The sequence below is a fragment of the Luteolibacter luteus genome (assembly GCF_012913485.1).
Taxonomy (GTDB): domain Bacteria; phylum Verrucomicrobiota; class Verrucomicrobiia; order Verrucomicrobiales; family Akkermansiaceae; genus Haloferula; species Haloferula lutea.
Genome location: NZ_CP051774.1, coordinates 5,282,621 through 5,301,511, shown reverse-complemented (window position 1 = coordinate 5,301,511; position 18,891 = coordinate 5,282,621). Strand labels below are relative to the sequence as shown.

Below are 18,891 nucleotides of genomic sequence, written 5' to 3'. Positions count from 1 at the left end.
AGTTCACACCTCATTAAAAACGGGCACTCTGACCTGAGAGCCCTCCTGCAAGTCTACCGCTTATGATTTTAAGCAATCACGTAAAAAGGGACTTGCATGAAAGTAAAACCAGCTTGATTTTTTAAAACCTTTCATCTTACTAGGCGCCGGATGCCCCCAGCGTTTCTAGGGATGACTTTAGGACTCGTCCTGCTTGCCTTGGTCTTTGCTACCGGGCTTCCGCTCCTTTGTGCCTTCGTGGCACTGACGAATGTTCGGCGCTACCGGGTGAAAGCCCACCCCTGCGACACCTACGTCATTCCGAGCGACGTGAAGCGCCGCATGGCACCATGGCTGAACCGCATGGGACATTTCGGTTTCCGGCAGGCTCAGATCTCACGTTTGGAAAGCGCGGGCTATGCCGAAGCGCATCGCTGGATCCTCGTCAACGACGAGGAAAAGACCTACGCGACGCTGGAACGGATTGTCCCGATTTCCGGAGCCGGCCCCCGGGTTTCCCTTTCCTTCTTCACGCCACTCCGCGACGGGACGCTGATTGTCACGCTGGATCGCCGCCTGACCCGTCACCCCCCCGCGTGGTGGCAGGATGTGCAGCGCTACTTCGGAACGGTGACGGCACAATGGAAGCTGCACTACTCGCGGATCCGCGGCGAACAGGGCCGCGTGCTGCCAGCGCTCGACAAGTTCACGGAGATGCTGGCGGCCGATGAAGAGGCCCGCCATGAGGCTCTGGTCAAAGGGGGCGAATTTGTGCCGACCCGCCAGGATCCGGAGGTGTTGCGCCTCCGCTTCGGAAGCCTTCCTTCCCGTGTGCTGCCGGTACTGGGGGACTTCTTCCGCGGCCGCTATTTCGGCTCCTGTACCCGCCGGGATGTGGCCGCACCCGCGAAGGCGAAACAGGACGAGAACGAACGGATCGGCGGAGCCATCGGACTTTCCCTCAACCAAGCGGTCGAGCAAGATCTGGCCCGCTATCGCGCCCTCCAGACGGTCGCTTCCGGTCCCTTGGATCACTTCCGCCGCCTCTTCCTCTTGTTGGGAACGATCGCTTTCTTCATCGCGCTCTTTGGTCGTGATGAACCGCTGCAAACTGCCGCCACGGTGATCATCCTGGCGGCCCTGCACGAAGCCGGCCACTGGTTGCCGATGCGCCTCTTCGGCTATCGCGGCACCAGCCCGATCTTCATTCCTTTCACCGGTGCCACCGAACGCGCCCGCAAGCTGCATGCGCCGGCCTGGCAACAACTCATCGTCCTTCTGGGAGGTCCCCTCCCCGGCCTGATTGCGGGTCTGGCGATGCTGGGCTACGGCTACTTCTCTCCGAACACGCCGCTCTGGCTGCTGGATGCGGCGGGCATGGCGGTGGCGCTGAACGCGCTGCACCTGCTGCCGGTCCTCCCGATGGATGGGGGCAAGATCATCGACCTCTTGGTTTTCCGCGATCTTCCGCTGCTCCGGCCCTTCTTCACCGTTACCGCCTCCCTCTCCGCCTTTGCCGCTGCCGTGGTCCTGAACAACCGCGTGCTGCGCTACATCGCGATGGCGATGTTCGGGGGCGTGATCTGGGATGTGCGGACCATCCAAGTGGTGCGTGGCGCGCGCAAGCTGCCATGGGCGGGAGAAGTCAATGACGAGGGCGAGGCCCTGCGACGCATCTTCCGCGGCCTCCGCCAGGAAGGCCATGGCTCCTTCATCGGCACCGATGGCTGGCACAAGAAGATCGAAGCGCTGCTGATGGAGGTCATGCGCAAGCGTCCGAAGCTCGCCACCCGCTTTGTGGGTGGAAGCGTGCTGACGATCGCCGGTGCGATGCCTGCGCTGCTGATGGCAGGCGTGCTGCTGGGCCCGATCCTCGGCGATGCCGGACGAATGGTGCGCACCGCCGAACACGTGACGGAATTCCGCAAGCGTTTCCCTAAGGAGACCCGGACGCTTTCTGCAGAAGATCGCCTGGCCCTGACCGACTTGGCTGCCGATACCGAAAAAGCTCCGGACGGCACACCTTATACAAATCTCGATCGTCCGCGCGATGCCGCACTTGAGTTGACAAGCGTCCTCGGTCCCCGCCTCGACAAGCTGGATTGGGAGCGCGCGAACATCGCCGCCCGGACCAATGTCATCGGCGCACAGATCCTGCCAGTCTGGGTCGAGGTTCAGTGTCGCCAACTTGAGCTCGCAGCCACCGCGGAACGCGGACCGGAAACCCTGCGACGGGCCGAGCTGATGCTCCACATCTTCTCGACCGCCGAGCCAGCCACGAGCCTTGAGCGCCGCGAGGCACTGACTGCTGCGGAACTCCGGGTGCTGCGGGTGATCGAGAACGAAGCTGCGGCAGGCCGCTTGGATGCAGCTGCGGTCGCAAAGCTCGATGAACGGATTTCCACCCGCAACGTCGCCCCCGATCCCGAAATCGAAGGCCTCCTGTTAGTGGCCGCATGGGCAGAGCGTTCGCGTCTTTCCGCGGTAGCGGACGCCGCGGCACAGGCTTCGCTCGATCCCCGGTTCTGGCGCGATCTCTATCCGCGGATCCGCACGGTGCGGCGCCTGCTGGCAGAACAAGGGTCCACCAATCCCCCGGCCTCGGTCGCCTTGGCGCGTTACTGGCGGAACTCCCGTCGTGTCGGTGAACTACCACCACAGATCGGTGTGCCGGTTTCGGTTTCGCCCGGTGAAGCCTCCCTCATCCTGGACTTCTGCGAGCAGCACCAGCGGCTGATCTGGCGGAGGCTTTCCACACTTTCCGCGCTGCGCCTCGAAAGCTATCGCCGCAAGACCGGCACTTTCCCACCGATGTGGAAGCACAGCGTTCCCGGCGGTGCCAACATGGAGCTGATGAAGGAAGGCGGCCCCTACCTCCGCCTCACCGATCGCCGCGATCAGATCCAACGCCGTATCCCGCTGTGGCTCGCACCGGCATCGCTGCCGGTGCCGCCGATGGGTCCTGCGCTCGACTACGACTGCCCGCTCTTCGGTGCCCCTCCGGATCCGGCGCTTTCGCATCGCTGAGGAGAAGCGGTTTGATCCAGCCGATCCGATGATCTGCTGACGAACCGATGTGCGGCGGTGCAAAGGATGACGATCTGTTAGGAAGTCACATCGCGATTTGCAATGTTCCGCGGGATATCGCCAGCCTAACAAAAATATTACCGGATAGGATATCGCCCGCTCCTACCCTGATCCAAAAGCGGGTAGGAATATCTCCCACCCGTTAGCATCCCTTCTTCAAATCCGCATTCTAACGGATATAAGCCTCTGATAGATTTCCCCTTGAGGATCGTAATTGGTTCGGCTAACAAAGCCGCGGCTACTTGAGCCATCTCCCCAACACCCCAATAAAAAGATATATGAGAACAATCGTCCTCCAGTTGTTCGCCATTTGTGCGCTGTTTATTCCCTTCCATCAGGTTGAAGCTGCCAAGGCTCCCAAGCCCCCTGCGGTCTTCGGCCAATTCCCGGTCGGCAAGACCTTTACCTTCACCGTAACCAGCAAGCTTTCTTCCGCAACCGTGGGCACGCAGGTGATCGACCCTGCTCCGGTACCGAAGGGAGTTCCTTCCTTCGTTGTCGGCCAGCAGGTCACCTTCACGATCGGCAAGAAGGGTGAGCTGAAAGGCCCCGGTTTCTCGATCCTCTATAATGCCGATGGCGTCACGGCTAACACCTATGTGAACAAGCCTAAGAAAGGTGCCTCGCCCACAGTGGCCACGGTTCACAAGAACCTCACCACCGGTGAACCGACGGCTGTCTCACTGAGTTTCTTCACCTTTAAAATCGCGAAGCGCATCCCGACGGTGAACACCGTTACCTACGTGCTTCAGTAAGCAGTTATCTCTCTCTCAACCCGTGCGTGAAGGAGGGCCAAGTGTCCTCCTTCATTGCGTACTGGACTGGAAGCTGCCGCCCTGAAGAGCGGCCTTCGCCTCCCCCACGAGGAAAAGCGAGCCAGCAATAAGCAAAGGCCCTTCGCCCTCAAGTGCGACCTTTAGCGCATCATTAAAGCTCGCGTGGCAGGTGTGCGGAGGAGCTCCCTCCGGCAAGGCGGCTGCCAGTTCTTCCGGTGGCACGGCACGGGGCGTATCCACCGGACAGATGTGGATGTGCACCGCGAGCGGGCTGAGGAATTCGAGGATGCCCGAAACGTCCTTCGCGGCGACGGCGCTGAAAAGCAGCGTGGCTTTCTTGTCTCGGAATTCCTCGCGCCAGGTCTCGGCAAGTACCGCGGCTCCCTGCGGATTGTGGGCACCGTCGAGGATGACTTCCTTCCCCTGATAGCTGAACCGCTCGAAGCGTCCCGGCCAGCGGACTACGGAAAGCGCATGCTGGAGCACGTTGTAATCGAGATGAACACCCGCAGCATGCAGACACTCGACGGCGAGTGCGGCATTCCAGCGCTGGTGAGCTCCCGGCAGGGCGATGGGATAGCCCATGAGTGGCTCTGTCACGAACGCAAGCGGCGAACGAACCGCGTTGGCTTCCTTTTCTAACACCTTCCTCACCGATGGCTGCTGGGGCGCGGAGATGGCAGGCTTGCCTTCGATGAAGATCCCCGCCTTTTCCAAGGCGATCTTATCAACCGTATCGCCCAGCCACTGCATGTGATCGAGGCCGATCGGCGTGATGCCGCAGACGTCCGCCGGCACCGCAGTCGTCGCATCGAGGCGTCCACCCATGCCGGTTTCGAGCACGATCAGGTCACAGGCCCGCTCCCGGAACCAGCGCATGGCGAGGACCAGCGTGATCTCAAAGAAAGTCGGATGAGGATCCAGGTCCGCGCAGATCTCGCGTAGCTCAGTGAGCATGGCGGCGCATTCTGCTTCCGGGATCTCGACGCCGGAGACGCGGATGCGCTCGCGGAAATCAATCAGGTGCGGCGAGGTAAACAGGCCAGTGCGCGAGCCTGTGGACCGCGCCAGCGAGTCGATCATGGCGCAAGTACTACCTTTCCCGTTGGTACCCGCAATGTGGATCACCTTCACCCCGTGATCGGGGAAGGCGAGGAACTCCTTTAGCAGGCGCTTCGGTCCATCCAGCCCCAGCTTGATGCCGAAGAGCTGCGTGGAGAAAAGCCAGTCGATGGATTCCTGATAGGTCACGGGTTCAGTCCTTGGAGATATCGTTTGCTGCTGAGTCGGAACCGGGAAGATGCATGATCCAAACCTCATCCCTCCCCTCGTTCACGAGGTAAAGGAAGCGGCGATTGAATTTGCTCAAGGACCTTTCACGAAAGCGTCCGAAAAGACGATCACGGTAAGGATGCTTCGCGGCATCCCGGGCAGCGAGGGTGAAAGCCGTTGAGAATGCGTCTGCGGCCTGTGGGGAGAAGTGGCCGATTTCCTCGATGGCCATCCGAAAATCCTCAACAGCGAGTTCGTGGATCAAAAGGCGCATCAAGTTTCAAAGACACGCATTGCTTCGTCGAAAGGCAACATTCGGGAAATCCCCCGCTCAACGGAGGAAATCCGCTCTCCCGAGACACGAAGGCTTTCCGATACCGACGTATCAAAGACGCGGAGATAGATTTCCTCCACCACGGCCCGCCTCTCCACGGGCTCAAGAGCCATGATCTGGGCGATCAATGTGCTTCTCCGGTCCATGGCTTGCTACGGGAAGTTTCCCGACCTTCACTCCGGCATCATGTAAGCCAGCAGCTGGGCCAGCTTCTCCTTCAGCTTCATGCGCGGGACGATGGCGTCGATGAGGCCGTGATCGAGCATGAACTCCGCAGTCTGGAAACCCGGCGGGAGATTCTGGTGGGTGGTCTCCTTCACCACACGCGGACCGGCGAAACCGATCATGCACTTTGGCTCGGCGAGATTGATATCACCGACGGTCGCAAAGGAAGCCGTGACGCCGCCGGTGGTCGGGTGGGTCATGACCGAAATGTAGGGCAGGTTTGCCTCAGAGAGCCGGGCAAGTGCACCGCAGGTCTTCGCCATCTGCATCAGGGACAGCATGCCTTCCTGCATGCGTGCACCGGACGAGGCAGAGATGATGATCATGCCGCGCTTCTCGGCGATCGCGAGTTCGACGGCGCGGGTGATTTTCTCTCCGACCACGGAGCCCATGGAGCCGGCGAAGAACTTGAAATCCATGACCGCGATCATCGCGGGCTTGCCTCCAATGGTCAGGCGACCGGTGACCACGGCATCATCGAGCCCGGTCTTTTCCCGCATGGCGGAAATTTTCTCGGCGTAGTTGGAAAAGCCCAGCGGGTTGGCGGAGACGAGCCCCTGCTCGGTCTCCGTGTAGCTGCCCGGATCGGCCAGCAACTCGATCCGCTCGCGCGAATCCATCAGGAAATGATGCCCGCAGTGGTGACAGGTTTGGAGGTGCTGCTTGAGTTCCAGCTTGTGGAGCATGGCCCCGCAATCGGGACATTTGGCCCAAAGGCCCTCCGGCATATCGTCACGGCTGCGGCCGCCGCGGAGGGGTGGCTTGTTGAAAATGCCCATGTGTTCGGAGAAAATCTGGCGGTGGGCGGCGAAGCTAACCACGCATGGCGGTCACGACAACCACCTTTTGGACTCCGGCGCGACGGAGTACGCGGGCACATTCGTTGGTGGTCGCGCCGGTGGTGAAAACGTCGTCTACTAGGATGGCTCCGGGGGGATTTCCGGCGGTGAATTTTCGCCCGGAGACGGAGAGAGCGAAGGCACCTTTCAGGTTTTTCAGGCGCTGGGCACGGCTCAAGCGGGTCTGGCTCTCCGTGCCGCGCAGGCGGGAAAGAGCGCGGCAGACAGGCAACCCGGTGTGGCGTCCCAAGGAACGGGCGATTTCTTCCGCTTGGTTGAAATGACGCCAGACGAGGCGCCGACGATGGAGCGGCACCGGGATCAGGGGCCACTTTCCTTCAAGGGCTTCCGCCAGCCGGGGATCCTCGGCGAAGGCCCGAGCCGTCAGGCGGCCGAGTTCCACGCCGAAATGGATCCGCCGGAGGTATTTCAGCTCATGGATCATGCCCAGCAGCGCCGGATGGTTTGGCAGGGCGGGCCGGGCGAAGTCGAAGGAAAATCGGAGATCGCGGCAATTCGGGCACTCGAAATCGCCCTCGATCCGCCCCTCGAATTCCTCACCACATTTCCGGCAGAAGGGAGTCCGAAGCGACGGCAGCGTGAGATCGCAGGGTTCGCAGAGCGAGCGGTCTCCGGGAATCCCTTCGCCGCAGCGGTGACAGACGCCCGGATAGAGCAGGTCCAAGATCCTCGATAGCCACCCGCGCCGCCGGTCCACGCGATCCATTGCCGTGAGTCCCTTTGGCTTTAGCTGCGGTAGTCCGCGATGGGCTCACGGGTGCGGGTCATGGCATGCACCAGCATTCCCGTCACGCCGATCACCGAGAGCGGCAGGAGGCCTTCCAAAAGGCTCATCCCGATCAACCAGCGGGCGGCTTCGGGAAGCCCCATCACCGGCCAGGTCGCCACCTTGAACATGCCCATGCCGAAGGCCCAACCGAGGTGGAGGCCGATGGGCAACCACAGGGAAGATGTGCGGTAGCGGGCGTAGGCGAGAACCACGCCCACCATCGCGAGGATCGAAAATCGCGAGACCATGGACATGGGATCGGCGAAGCGCCCGAAAATCTGTCCTAGCAGGACGAAGCCGGCATTCGCAGCTTCCGGGTCTGGCACCACGGCTCCGTGGGGAGGCTCAAGGAAATGGACGAAGGCGAAGAGGAAGGAGAGCATGGCGATGGCAGGGGCCGGCCTCATCGCCCGCAGGAAAATCCCGAGAAGGATGCCACGAAAGAGCACCTCCTCTATCAAGGTCACCGTAAGAGCCCCGGGAAGGACCTTCTTCATGCCGGCGATCCAATCGATCGCCATCGGAAATTTGTTTGGCACGCCGCGGCTGGAGTAGAGCGCGTCCTTCCAGATGAAGCAGCCCGCTTGGAGCATCAGCCAGCCGGAAAGCAACAGGAGGCCTGCGGCAACGAAGAAGCCGGTGCCGAACTGCCACCAGCCATCGGGATTTTTGCGGAGTGGCTGACCACAATCGCGCACGGTCACATTGTCCGGCAGGCTGAGGGACCATGGCGTGTCCCGGAAGCAGCCCGGAGTCTTGCCGAGGCGCAACCAGCTACACAAGGGAAAGAGCAAAACGAAGGCGGAAAGCATCAGGGAGCGGTCGAAGAACTTCGGGAAATCGGCACGTCCGGCCGCTTTCGCGATGAAATTCACGGGGCCATTTCCCTTCTTGTCGTCAAAGACTTCCGCCAGCCCCTTACCCACCTGATAGAGCCAAGGCGCGAGGATGGCGCCTAGAATCAGAGCGGCCGCCACGTAGGCAAAAATTTTCAGGACATCACTCTGCAAGCCACGCCGCACGAATCGGAACCTATCCCCAGCCCCGGAAAGTTCCAAGTTCCATTTGAGGTCTTCTCATCGCTTGGCGCTTGGCAGCACCCCTGCCCCGCCCTCAGCCTCCGCGCATGGAAGCACACGAATGGCGGGAACGAACCGAGGAAGGCATGCGCTACTGGCGTGCATCCCGCTATGCGAACAAATGGAGCTTTCAGACCACGCTGAAGACGGATCCCGACTGGTATCCGGTGGATCCCGTGCCGAAGGAGCTGTGGGCGGAACTGCGTGAGATCCTGTGGCGGAAGTATCAGCGGAAGCGCTGCCCGTGGGAGTGGATCGAGGCGATCGACAAGATCCTGGCTGAAGAGGATTGAGGGGGCCAACTTGGCTCAGGCACCCTCTTCAAAGAGTTCCTTCGCGGTGTTCGCAGCTTCGCGGCCGCGTTCGTAGCAGAGCGGGGCGAGCTTCTGGCTGAGCATGCCGGGCGCGGGGGTGGTCGTCTGAATCTCAATCAGGCGCTTGCCCTTCAGGCGGGCCAGTTCGCGGCGGTGGCGGTGGAATTCGTTGCACACCGTCTGATGGGCGGAACCGATGGCGGTCGCGACTGTTTCCCAAGAAACGGTGGGGCCGGTATTCGCTTCATGCCCCACACGATGGACGATGATCGTGTGAATTGCGGGATCGTCCAACCACTGCTCGAAGGGTGCCTCACAGGCGACTCCGCCATCAATGAAGCGGCGATCCCCCACCCGCTGGATATTAAAGAGACCCGGCACGGCGCAGCTCGCGACGATCAGTTCGGCAAGCGGCCCTTCCTTCAGGACCTCGGACCGATGGCTGACGGCATCGGTGACCGCGATTTCCATGGCGGGTGATTTCAAGGAAGAGAGATCGGCTCCATTTACCAGCTGGCGCAGGCGCTTGATCGCTCCTTTTCCCGAAAGCAAGCCGGAGGACCAGAACACGCTTAGCACGCCGGGCAGGCGGTAGAGAGCGCCCCAATCGAAGAAAGACCAGCGCAGGCCGGCATCCAGAACAGCGTTTTTCAGGGCATCTCCCCGGAGGCCGGAGGCATAGAGCGAACCGGCCAAGGCACCTGCCGAGGAGCCGGAAATCCTTTCAGGATGAAGGCCCGCGGCAGCCAGGCCATTCAGGAAACCGGCATGCGCGTAGTAGCCCAAAAAGGAAGATCCTAGGGCAACGGCGAGTCCGGGTGTGGCTTGGGGCTCCATGGGCGGCGGCGCGGAACGTAGGGATCCGGGCGATCATGGCCAGATTTCAGTTTTCACCCGCGCGATCGGGGTGGAAGGTGGGGCGCGATGACTGCCGCGGCGGTGAACTACAAGATCGGGAACGAGAAGCTGGTGAAGGTGCTGGATGCGGCATCCGCCCACTTGCGTGGCCTACTGGAAAAACAGGGCCGGCCGGAAGGCGCACTACGCATCGCCGTGATCGGCGGCGGCTGTAGTGGATTGCAGTACAAGATGGATCTGGTGGATGGTCCGCGGGATCGCGACATCATGGTGCCCAGCAATGGCGTGAACGTCGTGATCGATCCAAAGAGCGCGCTCTTCGTCAGCGGGAGTGAACTGGATTGGTCCGATGACTTGCAGCAGGGCGGCTTCAAGGTGAGCAATCCGAATGCCGTGGTGACCTGCTCCTGTGGCGAGAGTTTCGCGGCCTGAGGCATGAACCCGTTCGAACGGCTCGGCTTAGAAAGACGCCTCGCGATTTCCGGAGATGAATTGCGCGAGGCCTTCCGGGCCGCGGGCAAACAGGAACATCCGGACGCGGGTGGAAACGGCGAGGGCTTCACGGCGGTGCAAGAAGCATTCAAGTTGCTATCGAGTCCTTCGAGGCGCCTGAAGGCATGGATGGCGGCGGAAGGCATCGAGGGTAATGATCGCGGGGCGATTTCCCCGCAATTGCTGGATCTCTTTGCGAAGGTGGGAGCTGCCCTGCAGAAGGCGGATGGCGTGACCAAGAAGCGCGAAGGAGCGCAGAGCGTTTTGGCGAAAGCGCTCCTTGAGCCCGAAGTGCAGCTCGCCCGCGAAGACTTGGAGGCGGCGCTGGAAGATGTCGCGGGAGCGATCGAGAGGGAGGAGGAATCGTTCGCACAGATCGAAGCGGGAGAAGGTGATCCTTCGCTGGTTTCCCGGAATCTGGCGTTCCTCGAAAAGTGGCAGGCAGAGCTGAAGGCGCGTTTTGCGGGGCTCTGGTAACAGGTTTCGGGGGGGCTCCTTTCGCAAGCGATCGCGACCCGGTCCGGATATCCCTTAGCCGCCTGTTAACCCTGATAAAACAGGGAAAATAACAGGCGGAATTTTCCCGATGTGGCAGTTGAAGAACTCCACTCGCCGCTCGAGGGAGGAGGCCTTGATGGTTCTTGAACGTGATCTCATTGGGAAACATCGCTTCCGGGAATCTTCCAAACCATCGTCCTACCCAAAACCTGAGGACGCTTCTACTGCCATCCAGACGAGCTTCCGAAGTGCTGCGAAATTTTCCGCGCGCGAAGGGATGAGATCTGCTAGAATCCGGAGGATGATTGAACACCGTTATCCGGAATTTCATCCCGTGGCTCCCCTTCCCCTCGGTGCGGATCTAGTGGCGGCCCTCGATTTCCGGCGACTGCCGAAAATCCTTCTCCATGAGCATCTCGATGGCGGCCTGCGTCCGGCTAGCATCATCGAATTGGCGAAGGAGCAGGGCTACAATGGCCTGCCCACCGACGATGCGGAGCAATTGGCCATGTGGTTTCACCGCGGTGCGCAGCGTGGCAACCTGCCGGAGTATCTGGAAGGTTTCGCGCACACCATCGCGGTCATGCAGACGAAGGAGGCGCTCGTCCGTGTCGCCTACGAATTCCTGGAGGACATGGCGGTTGATGGCGTGGTTTATGCGGAGATCCGCTTCGCGCCGGTCTTCCATACCGAGAAGGGCCTGACCCAAGACGAAGTGGTGGAGGCCGTGTTGGAAGGACTAGAGAGAGGACGCCGGGACTTCGGCGTGGAGTTCGGGCTGATCCTCTGCGCCATGCGGGATCGCACCGATTCACTGGAGGCCGCGGAGCTGGCGATCCGCTGGCGTGACAAGGGCGTGGTAGGCTTCGACCTCGCGGGGGGTGAATATGGTCATCCACCAAAGAAGCATGTGGATGCCTTCCACGCGATCCAGCGGGCGAACTTCTACATCACCATCCATGCGGGCGAGGCCTTCGGGCCGGAGTCAATCTGGCAGGCTCTCCAATGGTGCGGTGCCCATCGTCTGGGGCACGGCACACGCCTCAGGAATGACATCGAGATCCGTCCCGACGGTTCCTTGAAGCTGGGACGTCTGGCCCAGTACATCCTCGACCGGCGCATTCCGCTGGAGATGTGTCTTTCCAGCAATGTTCACACGGGGGCCTGTGCGAGCTTCGAGGAGCATCCCTTCGCGCTCTTTCACCGGGCGGGGTTCCGCGTCTTCCTGAATACCGACGACCGACTGATGAGCGACACGGAGATGTCGAAGGAACTTGCGCTCGCCACCCGCACCTTCGGGCTCAGCCTGGTGGAACTGGAGAAGATGACGATGAACGCGATGAAGAGCGCCTTTGTCCCGCACGAGACGCGGGTGGATCTCATCCGCCGCCGCCTGCTGCCGACCTACTCCATGCTTTTTGCGGAGTTGACCGCAGAGGCCTTTGCCAAGCAACTTCCGCGTAACCCTCATCTATCATGAATGTCCCCGAACGCATCCTGATGGGCCCCGGTCCGAGCACCGTGCCCTCCCGCATCCTGCGCGCCATGGCCTCGCCCACGCTCGGGCATCTCGATCCGCGCTACATCGAGATCATGGACCATACCTGCACGATGCTGCGAAAGGTCTTCCAGACGGAGAATGCGCTGACCTTTCCGGTCTCCGCAACCGGCATGGCCGGCATGGAGTGCGTGGCGACAAATATCATGGAACGCGGCGACGAAGCGATCGTCTGCGTGAACGGCGTCTTCGGCGGACGGATGGTGGATGTGATGGAGCGCGCCGGCGTGACCGTTCACCGTGTGGAAGTCCCATGGGGTGAAACGTTCCCGCTGGAAATGCTGGCGGAGGCGATCGACAAGCATCCGGACGCCAAGGCGCTCGGCATCGTTCATGCGGAAACTTCGACCGGAGCGCTGCAGTCCCTGGATGGCCTGGCCGAGCTGGTCCATGACTCGGGAATGCTCTTGCTGGTAGATGCGGTGACATCGCTGGGCGGCCACACGCTGAAGGTGGATGAATGGGGCATCGATGCGATTTACTCCGGCACGCAGAAGTGCCTGTCCTGTCCGCCCGGACTCTCGCCGGTTTCATTTTCGCCAAGGGCGCTGGAAGTGATCGAGGCGAGGAAAACCAAAGTGCAGAGCTGGTACTTCGATGTCTCCATGCTGAAGGACTACTACAAGGGCAGTGGCAAGCGGGCTTACCATCACACCGCCCCGGTGAACATGATCTATGCGCTGCATGAGGCACTGCTGATCGTCCTGGAGGAAGGCCTTGAAGCACGTGTGACCCGGCACCAGCGGCTGCATCGCCGCCTTCGTGCGGGATTGGAGTCCATGGGTATCAGGTATGTTCCGCAGTACTCGCTGCACACCTTGAACTGCATCCATATCCCGGATGGCGCGGATGATGCCGCGGTGCGGGCAAAGCTCCTGGATGACTACTCGATCGAGATCGGCGCGGGATTGGGTCCCTTCGCGGGCAAGGCTTGGCGCATCGGCTTGATGGGACATTCAGCCACGCAGGCAAATGTCGACCTGGTGCTGGCCGCGCTGATGGATTGCCTGGAGTAAAATCACGCACCCCGGACAGGCCAGAGGCCCGATCCGGGGGCTTTGTTTTTCCCCACTCGTTGGGGTCGGAGACTGCGAAAATCAGCGCGCTTTTCCTTTCACTTCAGAGAGAGGGTGCTGGTCTTCGTTTGTCCGGATTGATCCTTGTATTCCAAGGTCACACTCCGGGCATCCATCGACTTCAGGAGATAGCGCGGCTGAGCGATTCCCGGAGGAAGCGAGAAGCGTTCACCCAGCTGGACTTCGAAGCGGCCTTTTCCTCCTCCCTCCGGAAAGAACTCAAAGGCCGCGGCAGGATCTTGATAAGCCGCCTTCTCCAGATCGGCCTCCGGAAGACCGGAGATGGATTCATAAAACCTCCCTCGAAAACCTGGCCGCAGGTCTTCATATTGCGCGATCTTTGCCGTGCGCTTGAGTCCGGTGCGTGCGTCGACGATCTCGCGCTCGACGATGGCGTTGAACTTGAAGCAACCCGCCATATCCCCATCCTCGAAGAAGACACTCCCGGGTGCCAGCATCTTCAGGGCGCTTATCCTGTTTTGAAGGCGCTTTCCGAGCGAGGTCATCCCCGTCAAACGCGGAGACCACTTCCCTTCGGATTCGAATCCGAACTGGACGTACCATTTGGTAGCGGCACTACCCACGAATGCCAGACGGGCGAGATCTTTCCCCGGATCCTCTGCAGCCCTGGCGACCTCGCCATTCACTACGACCTCCGGCTTCCCATCATCCTTATCTTCCTTCGCTACTGCCTCCGCGGGAGACGTTTTGTCGGAAGCATGGGTGACCGCAAGATTCTCCCGAATCCCCATGATCATCACTTCCGGCGATCTACCGTCGAAGCAGACCTGCAGGGCGCGTCCGTTAGGCCCGGGCTGCGGCCAGAGGGCAGAAAAGAAAATCCTCCATTCCTCATCCTTGCGGAAGAGACCCCGCACCGGAGTCATTCCAATTTTATTTACCGGAGGATCCTTGATGATGACCTGCTCGCCGGAGGGACAATCAAGCTGGTCCTTCTCAAGGATGAACCTGATATCCTTGGTGCTGGCATTGACCAGCAAGGTGGAGCCCGCCGGAAACTCGCTGAAGCGATCGTCAACAAAGAGCAGCTGAGCCGGTGGATCGCCCCGCTTGCCCGTGCCCGGCAAAAGCAACATCACACCTCGGCCACTGCTCTGACCGACGTAGGAAGAAGCAAGAACCGACGAAGGGTTGGTGAGGCTTTCCGGATCCTTGGACGAGGTGAGCACAATCTTGCTGCCCTTGAAGTTGATCCTGCCGGTGTCGGCAAGGTAGGCACGTGGTTCGATCAGCCTTCCCGGCTCCCCTGTCTTGCCATCGGGGTCATGGGCGAAAATCGCTCCGGGGCTTTCTTCTTTCTCCACCGCGACGAACCGGAGGTTCAGGCCTTCCTCCTCAGAATCGACGGTTTCGGCAGGTTGCGGAACCACAGGCTCTTCCACCGCTTCACGATTGGAGAGAACCTGCTTGTCATCCCTAGGGGAAAGCGATGGGCCTTCCTTCGCGGTCTGGATCTTCGCTTCGAGGTCCTGCCGCTCGCGCTTCAAAACTCCGGCATGACGTTCCTGCTCAACCTTGCGAGCGGCCTCGAAACCGCGGGATTTCTCGATGGCCCGCTGAATGGCGCTCCAGGAAAGCCCGATCAAGCACAGGAAGGCCAACACGGCAGCGGCCGCGACATAGTTCCGTTTGCGGGCGCTGCCTGGGTGCAGCATCTGAGTCTTCGCAACATCGAGGCCTCTGTTGATCTCCCTCAGCAAGGCTTCGTCGGGGTGTCCCCTTCTCTGCTCACGAAGCAGGGAATCGATCAGGCGGTCGGATGGATCTTCGGAAAGGTTCATGGGAAAGGTGAAGTGAAGGTTCAGTCTTTCTTGGAAAGGCAGAGGCGAAGGACCTCGCGGGCACGCTCCAAGCGCTTGCGGAGGGCGGCGGCATTCACGGAGAGGAAGGAGGCTGCGTCCTCGCTGGTACGACCTTCATCGTAGCAAGCGCGGAGGGCCTCGGCCATCGGTAGCGGAAGCTTCTCACGACACTCGGCCAGGCGGGCAAAGATGGCGGCATCTCCCTGCGGATAGGGCGCAAGCGTTTCCTCTAACCGGGAGAGCGCGCTTTCATCCAGCGGCACCTCCCGCGAGTGGAGCCGGCAATGCTCACGCCATTTGTTCCGAACGATCCCCCTCATCCACGAAGCGAAGTCTCGGGCCTGGTCAAACTTCCCGAGATTCTGCCAAGCGGTGACGAAGGAGTCCTGGACCAACTCCCGCGCCACTGGATCCGTACCCGCCAAGGCCCGGGCGTAGGAAAGCAGGGTGAGATGATGATCGCGGATCAGGTCCGTGAAACGTTTACGATCCATGGGCTCGGGTGGGGAAAAGGCAATCGCTTGCATGGCTCTTCATCATGCATTGCCTCGGGCATGGGTGATTTGTGACAAGTTTCTTTCTGCCGGGGCCAATGCGGGCTGTCGCGAAGAATGGCTTGCCCCATTAACTTTTTCCCACAAAGTTAACCGCGCAGACCGCTGCATTGCGAACATGAATGCCTTCCAGAATCCACCTGTCTTCCTGCTCGCCCTTGCCGGGCTTGGCTGCTTTGCCCTCGCCGGGCTTGAGTCAGGGGATGGGCTGGGCGCGACCTGGGGCGGGATCAAGGCTTCGGAGCGCGAGCGTGGGAACGGTGAGGATCAGGCGAGTGAGAACGGCCCGATAGATCTCCCGCACGATGTGGGAAAAGGAAAAGAGGAGAAGCCCTCAGGATCCGACGAAGTGATCCTAACAGGAAGATAAGCGTTGGCGAGGCGGTGATTCCAACTTCGGGAGGTTAACCTTTGTTCCAGTCCCTTCCCGAGGGAGAATCTCCTGCCTCGGTTCACTCTTGGGGCCGCATGGGAAAACCTTCCAAGGTTTTCAGAATTCCAAGAATGCGACTCACCTCACCTGAGAAGACGGCCGATCCGAATCACTCCGGCTCGTCGTTTTCAAGGATCATGATTCGACCCACACGCGGGCAAAAAAATCCCCTCGCCCGCCGGAGCGGACGAAGGGATGAAATTTACCGCCGGGATGGTTTACTGACCTTCGGGACCGCCTTGCGGGATCGGGAAGGGCATGTTGCCGTGCGGGTTGGCCGGAGCATCCTTGATGTCCACCAGCTCGAGGTCGAAGAGTAACACAGTGTTCGGGGCGATCTCGGCGCTGCGGCGTTGTTCACCGTAGGCGAGATTGCTCGGGATGAAGAGCTTCCACTTGGAGCCGATCGGCATGGTGGTGAGAGCTTCCTTCCAGCCTTCGATCACCTGAAGGGTCATCGGGACCGGGTTGCCTTCCGGGGAGGCGTCGAATTCCTTGCCGTCGATCAGGGTGCCCTTGTAGTTCACAAGGAATTGCTTCTCCGGCTCGCCTTCCTTCGGGGCGACGTAGGTCTTGCCTTCACCCTTCTTGATGATCTCGTACTGAAGGCCGGACTTGGTGGTGATCACCCCTTCGCGCTTGCCGTTCTCCTCGAGGAACTTCTTGCCTGCTTCCAAGTTAGCAGCGGCGCGCTCCTTCTCGCGGGCCTGAAGCGTATCGCCCAGAGCCTGCATGGCGGCCTTCAGGTCTTCTTCGGCGACTTCGGGCTTGCCGCCCTTGAAACCGGCGAGGAAGCCCTTGAGGAAAGACTCGGTATCGATGTCCTCGGGACTGATGCCGAACTGGCCGTAGTTCTGGCCGAACTCACCCCCGGTGCGGAAACCCAGACCATAGGAGGAATTGGACTTTACCGTCTTGGCATCGATGGCGGGCGCGGCAGGAGCGTCAGCCGCGGGCTTCTCCGCAGCGCCTTCATTCTGGGCGGCCGCCGGGAACAGGGTGGCGAGGCCGATAGCCAGGACGCCGGGAGCAAGGTTGAATTTCATAACGGCGCGGACGCTAGGGTCGGAATCGTGACTTGTCGAGCGGCCCTTGCGCCCTGATTGCCATCCGATTCTGGACACCCGGGTCGGCTGCATGGTTCGCTGTGGCAAATGATGAAAGTCCACACCCTGCTCGCGCTCTCCCTGGTCCTTTCCTCCTGCGGGGGCGGCGGATTCGGCGGCACCAGCGTCTCCGATTCGCCCGCCGTGCTGAATGTCTCCGGCTGGGATCCGAAGGAGCGCCAGCGCGGAGGCTCCAGCTACTCCCAGCATGACGTCTCCGCCCTACGGCGAAATGGTGCCCAAGGACTTATCGCCCGCTCGGCGAAGGGCCCCTTGCTCGACGACAAATTCCCGGCCTTCCTGAAGTCTGCCGATCGCCAGGGGATGCTGCTCGGTGCCTACCACTTCGTGACCATGGATCAGGACCCCGCTTATCAGGCGGATTCGTTCGTGGACCGGGTCCGCGCGGTGGCGCGCAGCCAAGGTATTTCACAGCGGAAGATCCTGCTGGTTGGCGATTTCGACACCAAGTCATCCCCTGACCGGCTGGTGAAATTCATCCGCCGGGTGGAGCAGCGCACCGGAGTGACGCCAGTGACCTATCTGGAAAATAGCGATGCCCTCCGCTCCAGCCTGAGCAATGCGGCACCAGAGCAGAAGTCGATCATCCGCCGTTCGCCTTACTGGATCGCGCTCTATAGTCCGGCCGGCACGGAGCGGACGATGTTTTCCAACCGCCCCCTGACGCCGGATGGCCTGATGGAAAAATACGGCATCTGGGACCAGTGGGCGATGTGGCAGTACGGGGGCGTGGTCTGGCAGGGCGGCCGCTCGAATGCGAAGCACTACAATACTCCTGCATGGGGCAGCCCGCGCTACTTCGGAGATCTGGCGCACCCGATGGAGCGGAATGTCTTCAAGGGTGACAATGGCGATCTCCAGGCCTTCTGGAATCGCCATGGATGGGCATGGTGGTGAGAATGGCTACTTTACCATCAGGACATCACACTTCACGAAGAGCATGACCTTTCGGCTGGGATCCGGATTTCCCTTTCCATCCTTCGGGGTGAGGACACAGGGCATCTGATACTGGCCGTCCTTCAGGGTAAGCGCGGTGGTGGTCCGCGCAGAATAGATCACCGGCATCTGGATCTTCGTCACGTTGCCCAAGCGATCCTTCTCTTCCATGTAGTAGGTGTCCCCGGTATGCCAGACGCAATCTGGAGCGAAGCGGAGATCGATGATCTTATCATTGCCTCCAAGTGTTGGTTCGATCTCCAAGGTACTGCCGCAATTCCGTGTTTCGAAGCTGGTGGGCGTGGGTGGTGCGATCAGCTTCGCCAACTCCACCGGACTGGTGGTGCTGCCATCTTCCGCGGTGGCGGTGGCACCATTCACGGTAATCGAGACGGAGTTCGGCGTCTGTGAGCGCTCGTAGGCGGTGGGATAGATGTATTCCGAGATGGACTCGCTAAGGGCCTTCTCACCGCTGCGCGCGGTGCAGATCATGGTCTCAAGGATGGCGGCATCGCCCTTTTTCACACGGGCCTGGACGACATCGCGCAGCATGCCTGCATCAGCGGTGCCGGGGCTGCTCCTATAGAGGAGTTCGGTGAGAAGTTCGTGGGGCATTTCGATCATCTCGACCTGGACGCGGACTTGCCTCGGGAAATTGTTCTGCTGTGCCTGCGGGGCAAGCAGTTCCCTGGCTTGTTCTTCCGGCTCCGGTTCGCGGGCGGGAATCACAGGCCCCCTGTCTCCGGGAGCTGCGAGAAGTGCTGCCGTGACGGCGGACAGCATGGCGGTGGCAATGAGGGCTTTTTTCATCCCTGCCATGGGATGAGAAGCGATGGGCAAG

The 18,891-nt window shown here is 60.8% G+C and carries 20 protein-coding genes; 9 read left to right on the top strand and 11 right to left on the bottom strand.

Going from position 1 to position 18,891, the window contains the following annotated elements; all coding sequences use genetic code 11:
- The first annotated feature begins 171 nt into the window (after nucleotides 1-171).
- Together HHL09_RS21965 and HHL09_RS21960 are read left to right on the top strand one after the other, a co-directional pair.
- Nucleotides 172-3,006, top strand: a complete 2,835-nt coding sequence (locus HHL09_RS21965) for a site-2 protease family protein (protein ID WP_169456793.1) — start codon at nucleotides 172-174, stop codon at nucleotides 3,004-3,006.
- A gap of 338 nt (nucleotides 3,007-3,344) precedes the next feature.
- Complete coding sequence (locus tag HHL09_RS21960) at nucleotides 3,345-3,821, top strand: hypothetical protein (RefSeq protein ID WP_169456792.1); 477 nt, start codon at nucleotides 3,345-3,347, stop codon at nucleotides 3,819-3,821.
- A 51-nt stretch (nucleotides 3,822-3,872) separates the two neighbouring features.
- On the opposite strand, the gene HHL09_RS21955 is transcribed toward HHL09_RS21960, so the two are convergent.
- The 6 genes from HHL09_RS21955 to HHL09_RS21930 all read right to left on the bottom strand — a co-directional run bounded on the left by HHL09_RS21955 (nucleotide 3,873) and on the right by HHL09_RS21930 (nucleotide 8,279).
- A complete protein-coding gene (locus tag HHL09_RS21955) occupies nucleotides 3,873-5,093 on the bottom strand; it encodes a bifunctional folylpolyglutamate synthase/dihydrofolate synthase (RefSeq protein ID WP_169456791.1) in 1,221 nt (406 codons plus the stop codon).
- A 4-nt stretch (nucleotides 5,094-5,097) separates the two neighbouring features.
- Complete coding sequence (locus tag HHL09_RS21950; protein ID WP_169456790.1) at nucleotides 5,098-5,388, bottom strand: hypothetical protein; 291 nt, start codon at nucleotides 5,386-5,388, stop codon at nucleotides 5,098-5,100.
- On the bottom strand, nucleotides 5,388-5,594 hold the full coding sequence (locus HHL09_RS21945) for a hypothetical protein (protein ID WP_169456789.1): 207 nt from the start codon (nucleotides 5,592-5,594) through the stop codon (nucleotides 5,388-5,390). Before HHL09_RS21945 ends, HHL09_RS21950 begins: the two co-directional genes overlap by 1 nt.
- Before the next feature lie 27 nt (nucleotides 5,595-5,621).
- Entirely contained in the window at nucleotides 5,622-6,452 is an 831-nt protein-coding gene (accD, locus tag HHL09_RS21940; protein WP_169456788.1) for an acetyl-CoA carboxylase, carboxyltransferase subunit beta, read from the bottom strand.
- Nucleotides 6,453-6,486: 34 nt separating this feature from the next.
- Nucleotides 6,487-7,197 (bottom strand): ComF family protein, encoded by a 711-nt coding sequence (locus HHL09_RS21935; protein WP_169456787.1) that lies wholly within the window; start codon nucleotides 7,195-7,197, stop codon nucleotides 6,487-6,489.
- Nucleotides 7,198-7,259: 62 nt separating this feature from the next.
- Nucleotides 7,260-8,279 (bottom strand): CPBP family intramembrane glutamic endopeptidase, encoded by a 1,020-nt coding sequence (locus tag HHL09_RS21930; RefSeq protein ID WP_169456786.1) that lies wholly within the window; start codon nucleotides 8,277-8,279, stop codon nucleotides 7,260-7,262.
- A gap of 149 nt (nucleotides 8,280-8,428) precedes the next feature.
- Between HHL09_RS21930 and HHL09_RS21925 the strand changes: the two genes are divergently transcribed.
- A complete protein-coding gene (locus HHL09_RS21925; protein ID WP_169456785.1) occupies nucleotides 8,429-8,674 on the top strand; it encodes a hypothetical protein in 246 nt (81 codons plus the stop codon).
- A 15-nt stretch (nucleotides 8,675-8,689) separates the two neighbouring features.
- On the opposite strand, the gene HHL09_RS21920 is transcribed toward HHL09_RS21925, so the two are convergent.
- Nucleotides 8,690-9,532 carry a patatin-like phospholipase family protein gene (locus HHL09_RS21920; RefSeq protein WP_169456784.1) on the bottom strand — a complete coding sequence of 281 codons (843 nt, stop codon included), beginning with the start codon at nucleotides 9,530-9,532 and terminating at the stop codon, nucleotides 8,690-8,692.
- Nucleotides 9,533-9,619: 87 nt separating this feature from the next.
- On the opposite strand from HHL09_RS21920, the gene HHL09_RS21915 reads away from it, so the two are divergent.
- The 4 genes from HHL09_RS21915 (at nucleotide 9,620) to HHL09_RS21900 (ending at nucleotide 13,117) form a co-directional block, all read left to right on the top strand.
- Nucleotides 9,620-9,985, top strand: a complete 366-nt coding sequence (locus HHL09_RS21915) for a HesB/IscA family protein (RefSeq protein WP_169456783.1) — start codon at nucleotides 9,620-9,622, stop codon at nucleotides 9,983-9,985.
- A gap of 3 nt (nucleotides 9,986-9,988) precedes the next feature.
- Entirely contained in the window at nucleotides 9,989-10,522 is a 534-nt protein-coding gene (locus HHL09_RS21910; protein WP_169456782.1) for a J domain-containing protein, read from the top strand.
- A 355-nt stretch (nucleotides 10,523-10,877) separates the two neighbouring features.
- On the top strand, nucleotides 10,878-12,023 hold the full coding sequence (locus HHL09_RS21905) for an adenosine deaminase (RefSeq protein ID WP_205760911.1): 1,146 nt from the start codon (nucleotides 10,878-10,880) through the stop codon (nucleotides 12,021-12,023).
- The gene (locus HHL09_RS21900; protein WP_169456780.1) at nucleotides 12,020-13,117 is read left to right on the top strand and encodes a pyridoxal-phosphate-dependent aminotransferase family protein; all 1,098 of its coding nucleotides are present in this window, start codon (nucleotides 12,020-12,022) and stop codon (nucleotides 13,115-13,117) included. The genes HHL09_RS21905 and HHL09_RS21900 overlap by 4 nt, the downstream gene beginning before the upstream one ends.
- A 98-nt stretch (nucleotides 13,118-13,215) precedes the next feature.
- Here HHL09_RS21900 and HHL09_RS21895 read toward each other — a convergent pair whose 3' ends face one another.
- Nucleotides 13,216-14,979 (bottom strand): Amuc_1099 family pilus-like system protein, encoded by a 1,764-nt coding sequence (locus HHL09_RS21895; protein ID WP_169456779.1) that lies wholly within the window; start codon nucleotides 14,977-14,979, stop codon nucleotides 13,216-13,218.
- Between the two features lie 20 nt (nucleotides 14,980-14,999).
- Entirely contained in the window at nucleotides 15,000-15,494 is a 495-nt protein-coding gene (locus tag HHL09_RS21890; RefSeq protein ID WP_169456778.1) for an RNA polymerase sigma factor, read from the bottom strand.
- A 178-nt stretch (nucleotides 15,495-15,672) separates the two neighbouring features.
- Here HHL09_RS21890 and HHL09_RS21885 point away from each other — a divergent pair, with 178 nt between their 5' ends.
- Entirely contained in the window at nucleotides 15,673-15,924 is a 252-nt protein-coding gene (locus tag HHL09_RS21885; protein WP_169456777.1) for a hypothetical protein, read from the top strand.
- A 281-nt stretch (nucleotides 15,925-16,205) separates the two neighbouring features.
- Here HHL09_RS21885 and HHL09_RS21880 read toward each other — a convergent pair whose 3' ends face one another.
- Nucleotides 16,206-17,033 (bottom strand): FKBP-type peptidyl-prolyl cis-trans isomerase N-terminal domain-containing protein, encoded by an 828-nt coding sequence (locus HHL09_RS21880; RefSeq protein WP_169456776.1) that lies wholly within the window; start codon nucleotides 17,031-17,033, stop codon nucleotides 16,206-16,208.
- 108 nt (nucleotides 17,034-17,141) lie between these two features.
- Here HHL09_RS21880 and HHL09_RS21875 point away from each other — a divergent pair, with 108 nt between their 5' ends.
- Nucleotides 17,142-18,011 (top strand): GH25 family lysozyme, encoded by an 870-nt coding sequence (locus HHL09_RS21875; RefSeq protein WP_169456775.1) that lies wholly within the window; start codon nucleotides 17,142-17,144, stop codon nucleotides 18,009-18,011.
- 6 nt (nucleotides 18,012-18,017) lie between these two features.
- Here the strand turns inward: HHL09_RS21875 and HHL09_RS21870 are convergent, their stop codons facing one another.
- Nucleotides 18,018-18,860 (bottom strand): hypothetical protein, encoded by an 843-nt coding sequence (locus HHL09_RS21870; RefSeq protein WP_169456774.1) that lies wholly within the window; start codon nucleotides 18,858-18,860, stop codon nucleotides 18,018-18,020.
- Nucleotides 18,861-18,891: the final 31 nt, after the last annotated feature.

Excerpts from the sequence above, each read along its gene's own strand:
- HHL09_RS21965 (WP_169456793.1), top strand. The coding sequence starts at position 172 with ATGACTTTAGGACTCGTCCTGCTTGCCTTGGTCTTTGCTACCGGGCTT.
- HHL09_RS21960 (WP_169456792.1), top strand. The coding sequence starts at position 3,345 with ATGAGAACAATCGTCCTCCAGTTGTTCGCCATTTGTGCGCTGTTTATT.
- HHL09_RS21950 (WP_169456790.1), bottom strand. The coding sequence starts at position 5,388 with ATGCGCCTTTTGATCCACGAACTCGCTGTTGAGGATTTTCGGATGGCC.
- HHL09_RS21945 (WP_169456789.1), bottom strand. The coding sequence starts at position 5,594 with ATGGACCGGAGAAGCACATTGATCGCCCAGATCATGGCTCTTGAGCCC.
- accD (WP_169456788.1), bottom strand. The coding sequence starts at position 6,452 with ATGGGCATTTTCAACAAGCCACCCCTCCGCGGCGGCCGCAGCCGTGAC.
- HHL09_RS21925 (WP_169456785.1), top strand. The coding sequence starts at position 8,429 with ATGGAAGCACACGAATGGCGGGAACGAACCGAGGAAGGCATGCGCTAC.
- HHL09_RS21920 (WP_169456784.1), bottom strand. The coding sequence starts at position 9,532 with ATGGAGCCCCAAGCCACACCCGGACTCGCCGTTGCCCTAGGATCTTCC.
- HHL09_RS21915 (WP_169456783.1), top strand. The coding sequence starts at position 9,620 with ATGACTGCCGCGGCGGTGAACTACAAGATCGGGAACGAGAAGCTGGTG.
- HHL09_RS21910 (WP_169456782.1), top strand. The coding sequence starts at position 9,989 with ATGAACCCGTTCGAACGGCTCGGCTTAGAAAGACGCCTCGCGATTTCC.
- HHL09_RS21900 (WP_169456780.1), top strand. The coding sequence starts at position 12,020 with ATGAATGTCCCCGAACGCATCCTGATGGGCCCCGGTCCGAGCACCGTG.
- HHL09_RS21895 (WP_169456779.1), bottom strand. The coding sequence starts at position 14,979 with ATGAACCTTTCCGAAGATCCATCCGACCGCCTGATCGATTCCCTGCTT.
- HHL09_RS21890 (WP_169456778.1), bottom strand. The coding sequence starts at position 15,494 with ATGGATCGTAAACGTTTCACGGACCTGATCCGCGATCATCATCTCACC.
- HHL09_RS21885 (WP_169456777.1), top strand. The coding sequence starts at position 15,673 with ATGAATGCCTTCCAGAATCCACCTGTCTTCCTGCTCGCCCTTGCCGGG.
- HHL09_RS21880 (WP_169456776.1), bottom strand. The coding sequence starts at position 17,033 with ATGAAATTCAACCTTGCTCCCGGCGTCCTGGCTATCGGCCTCGCCACC.
- HHL09_RS21875 (WP_169456775.1), top strand. The coding sequence starts at position 17,142 with ATGATGAAAGTCCACACCCTGCTCGCGCTCTCCCTGGTCCTTTCCTCC.
- HHL09_RS21870 (WP_169456774.1), bottom strand. The coding sequence starts at position 18,860 with ATGAAAAAAGCCCTCATTGCCACCGCCATGCTGTCCGCCGTCACGGCA.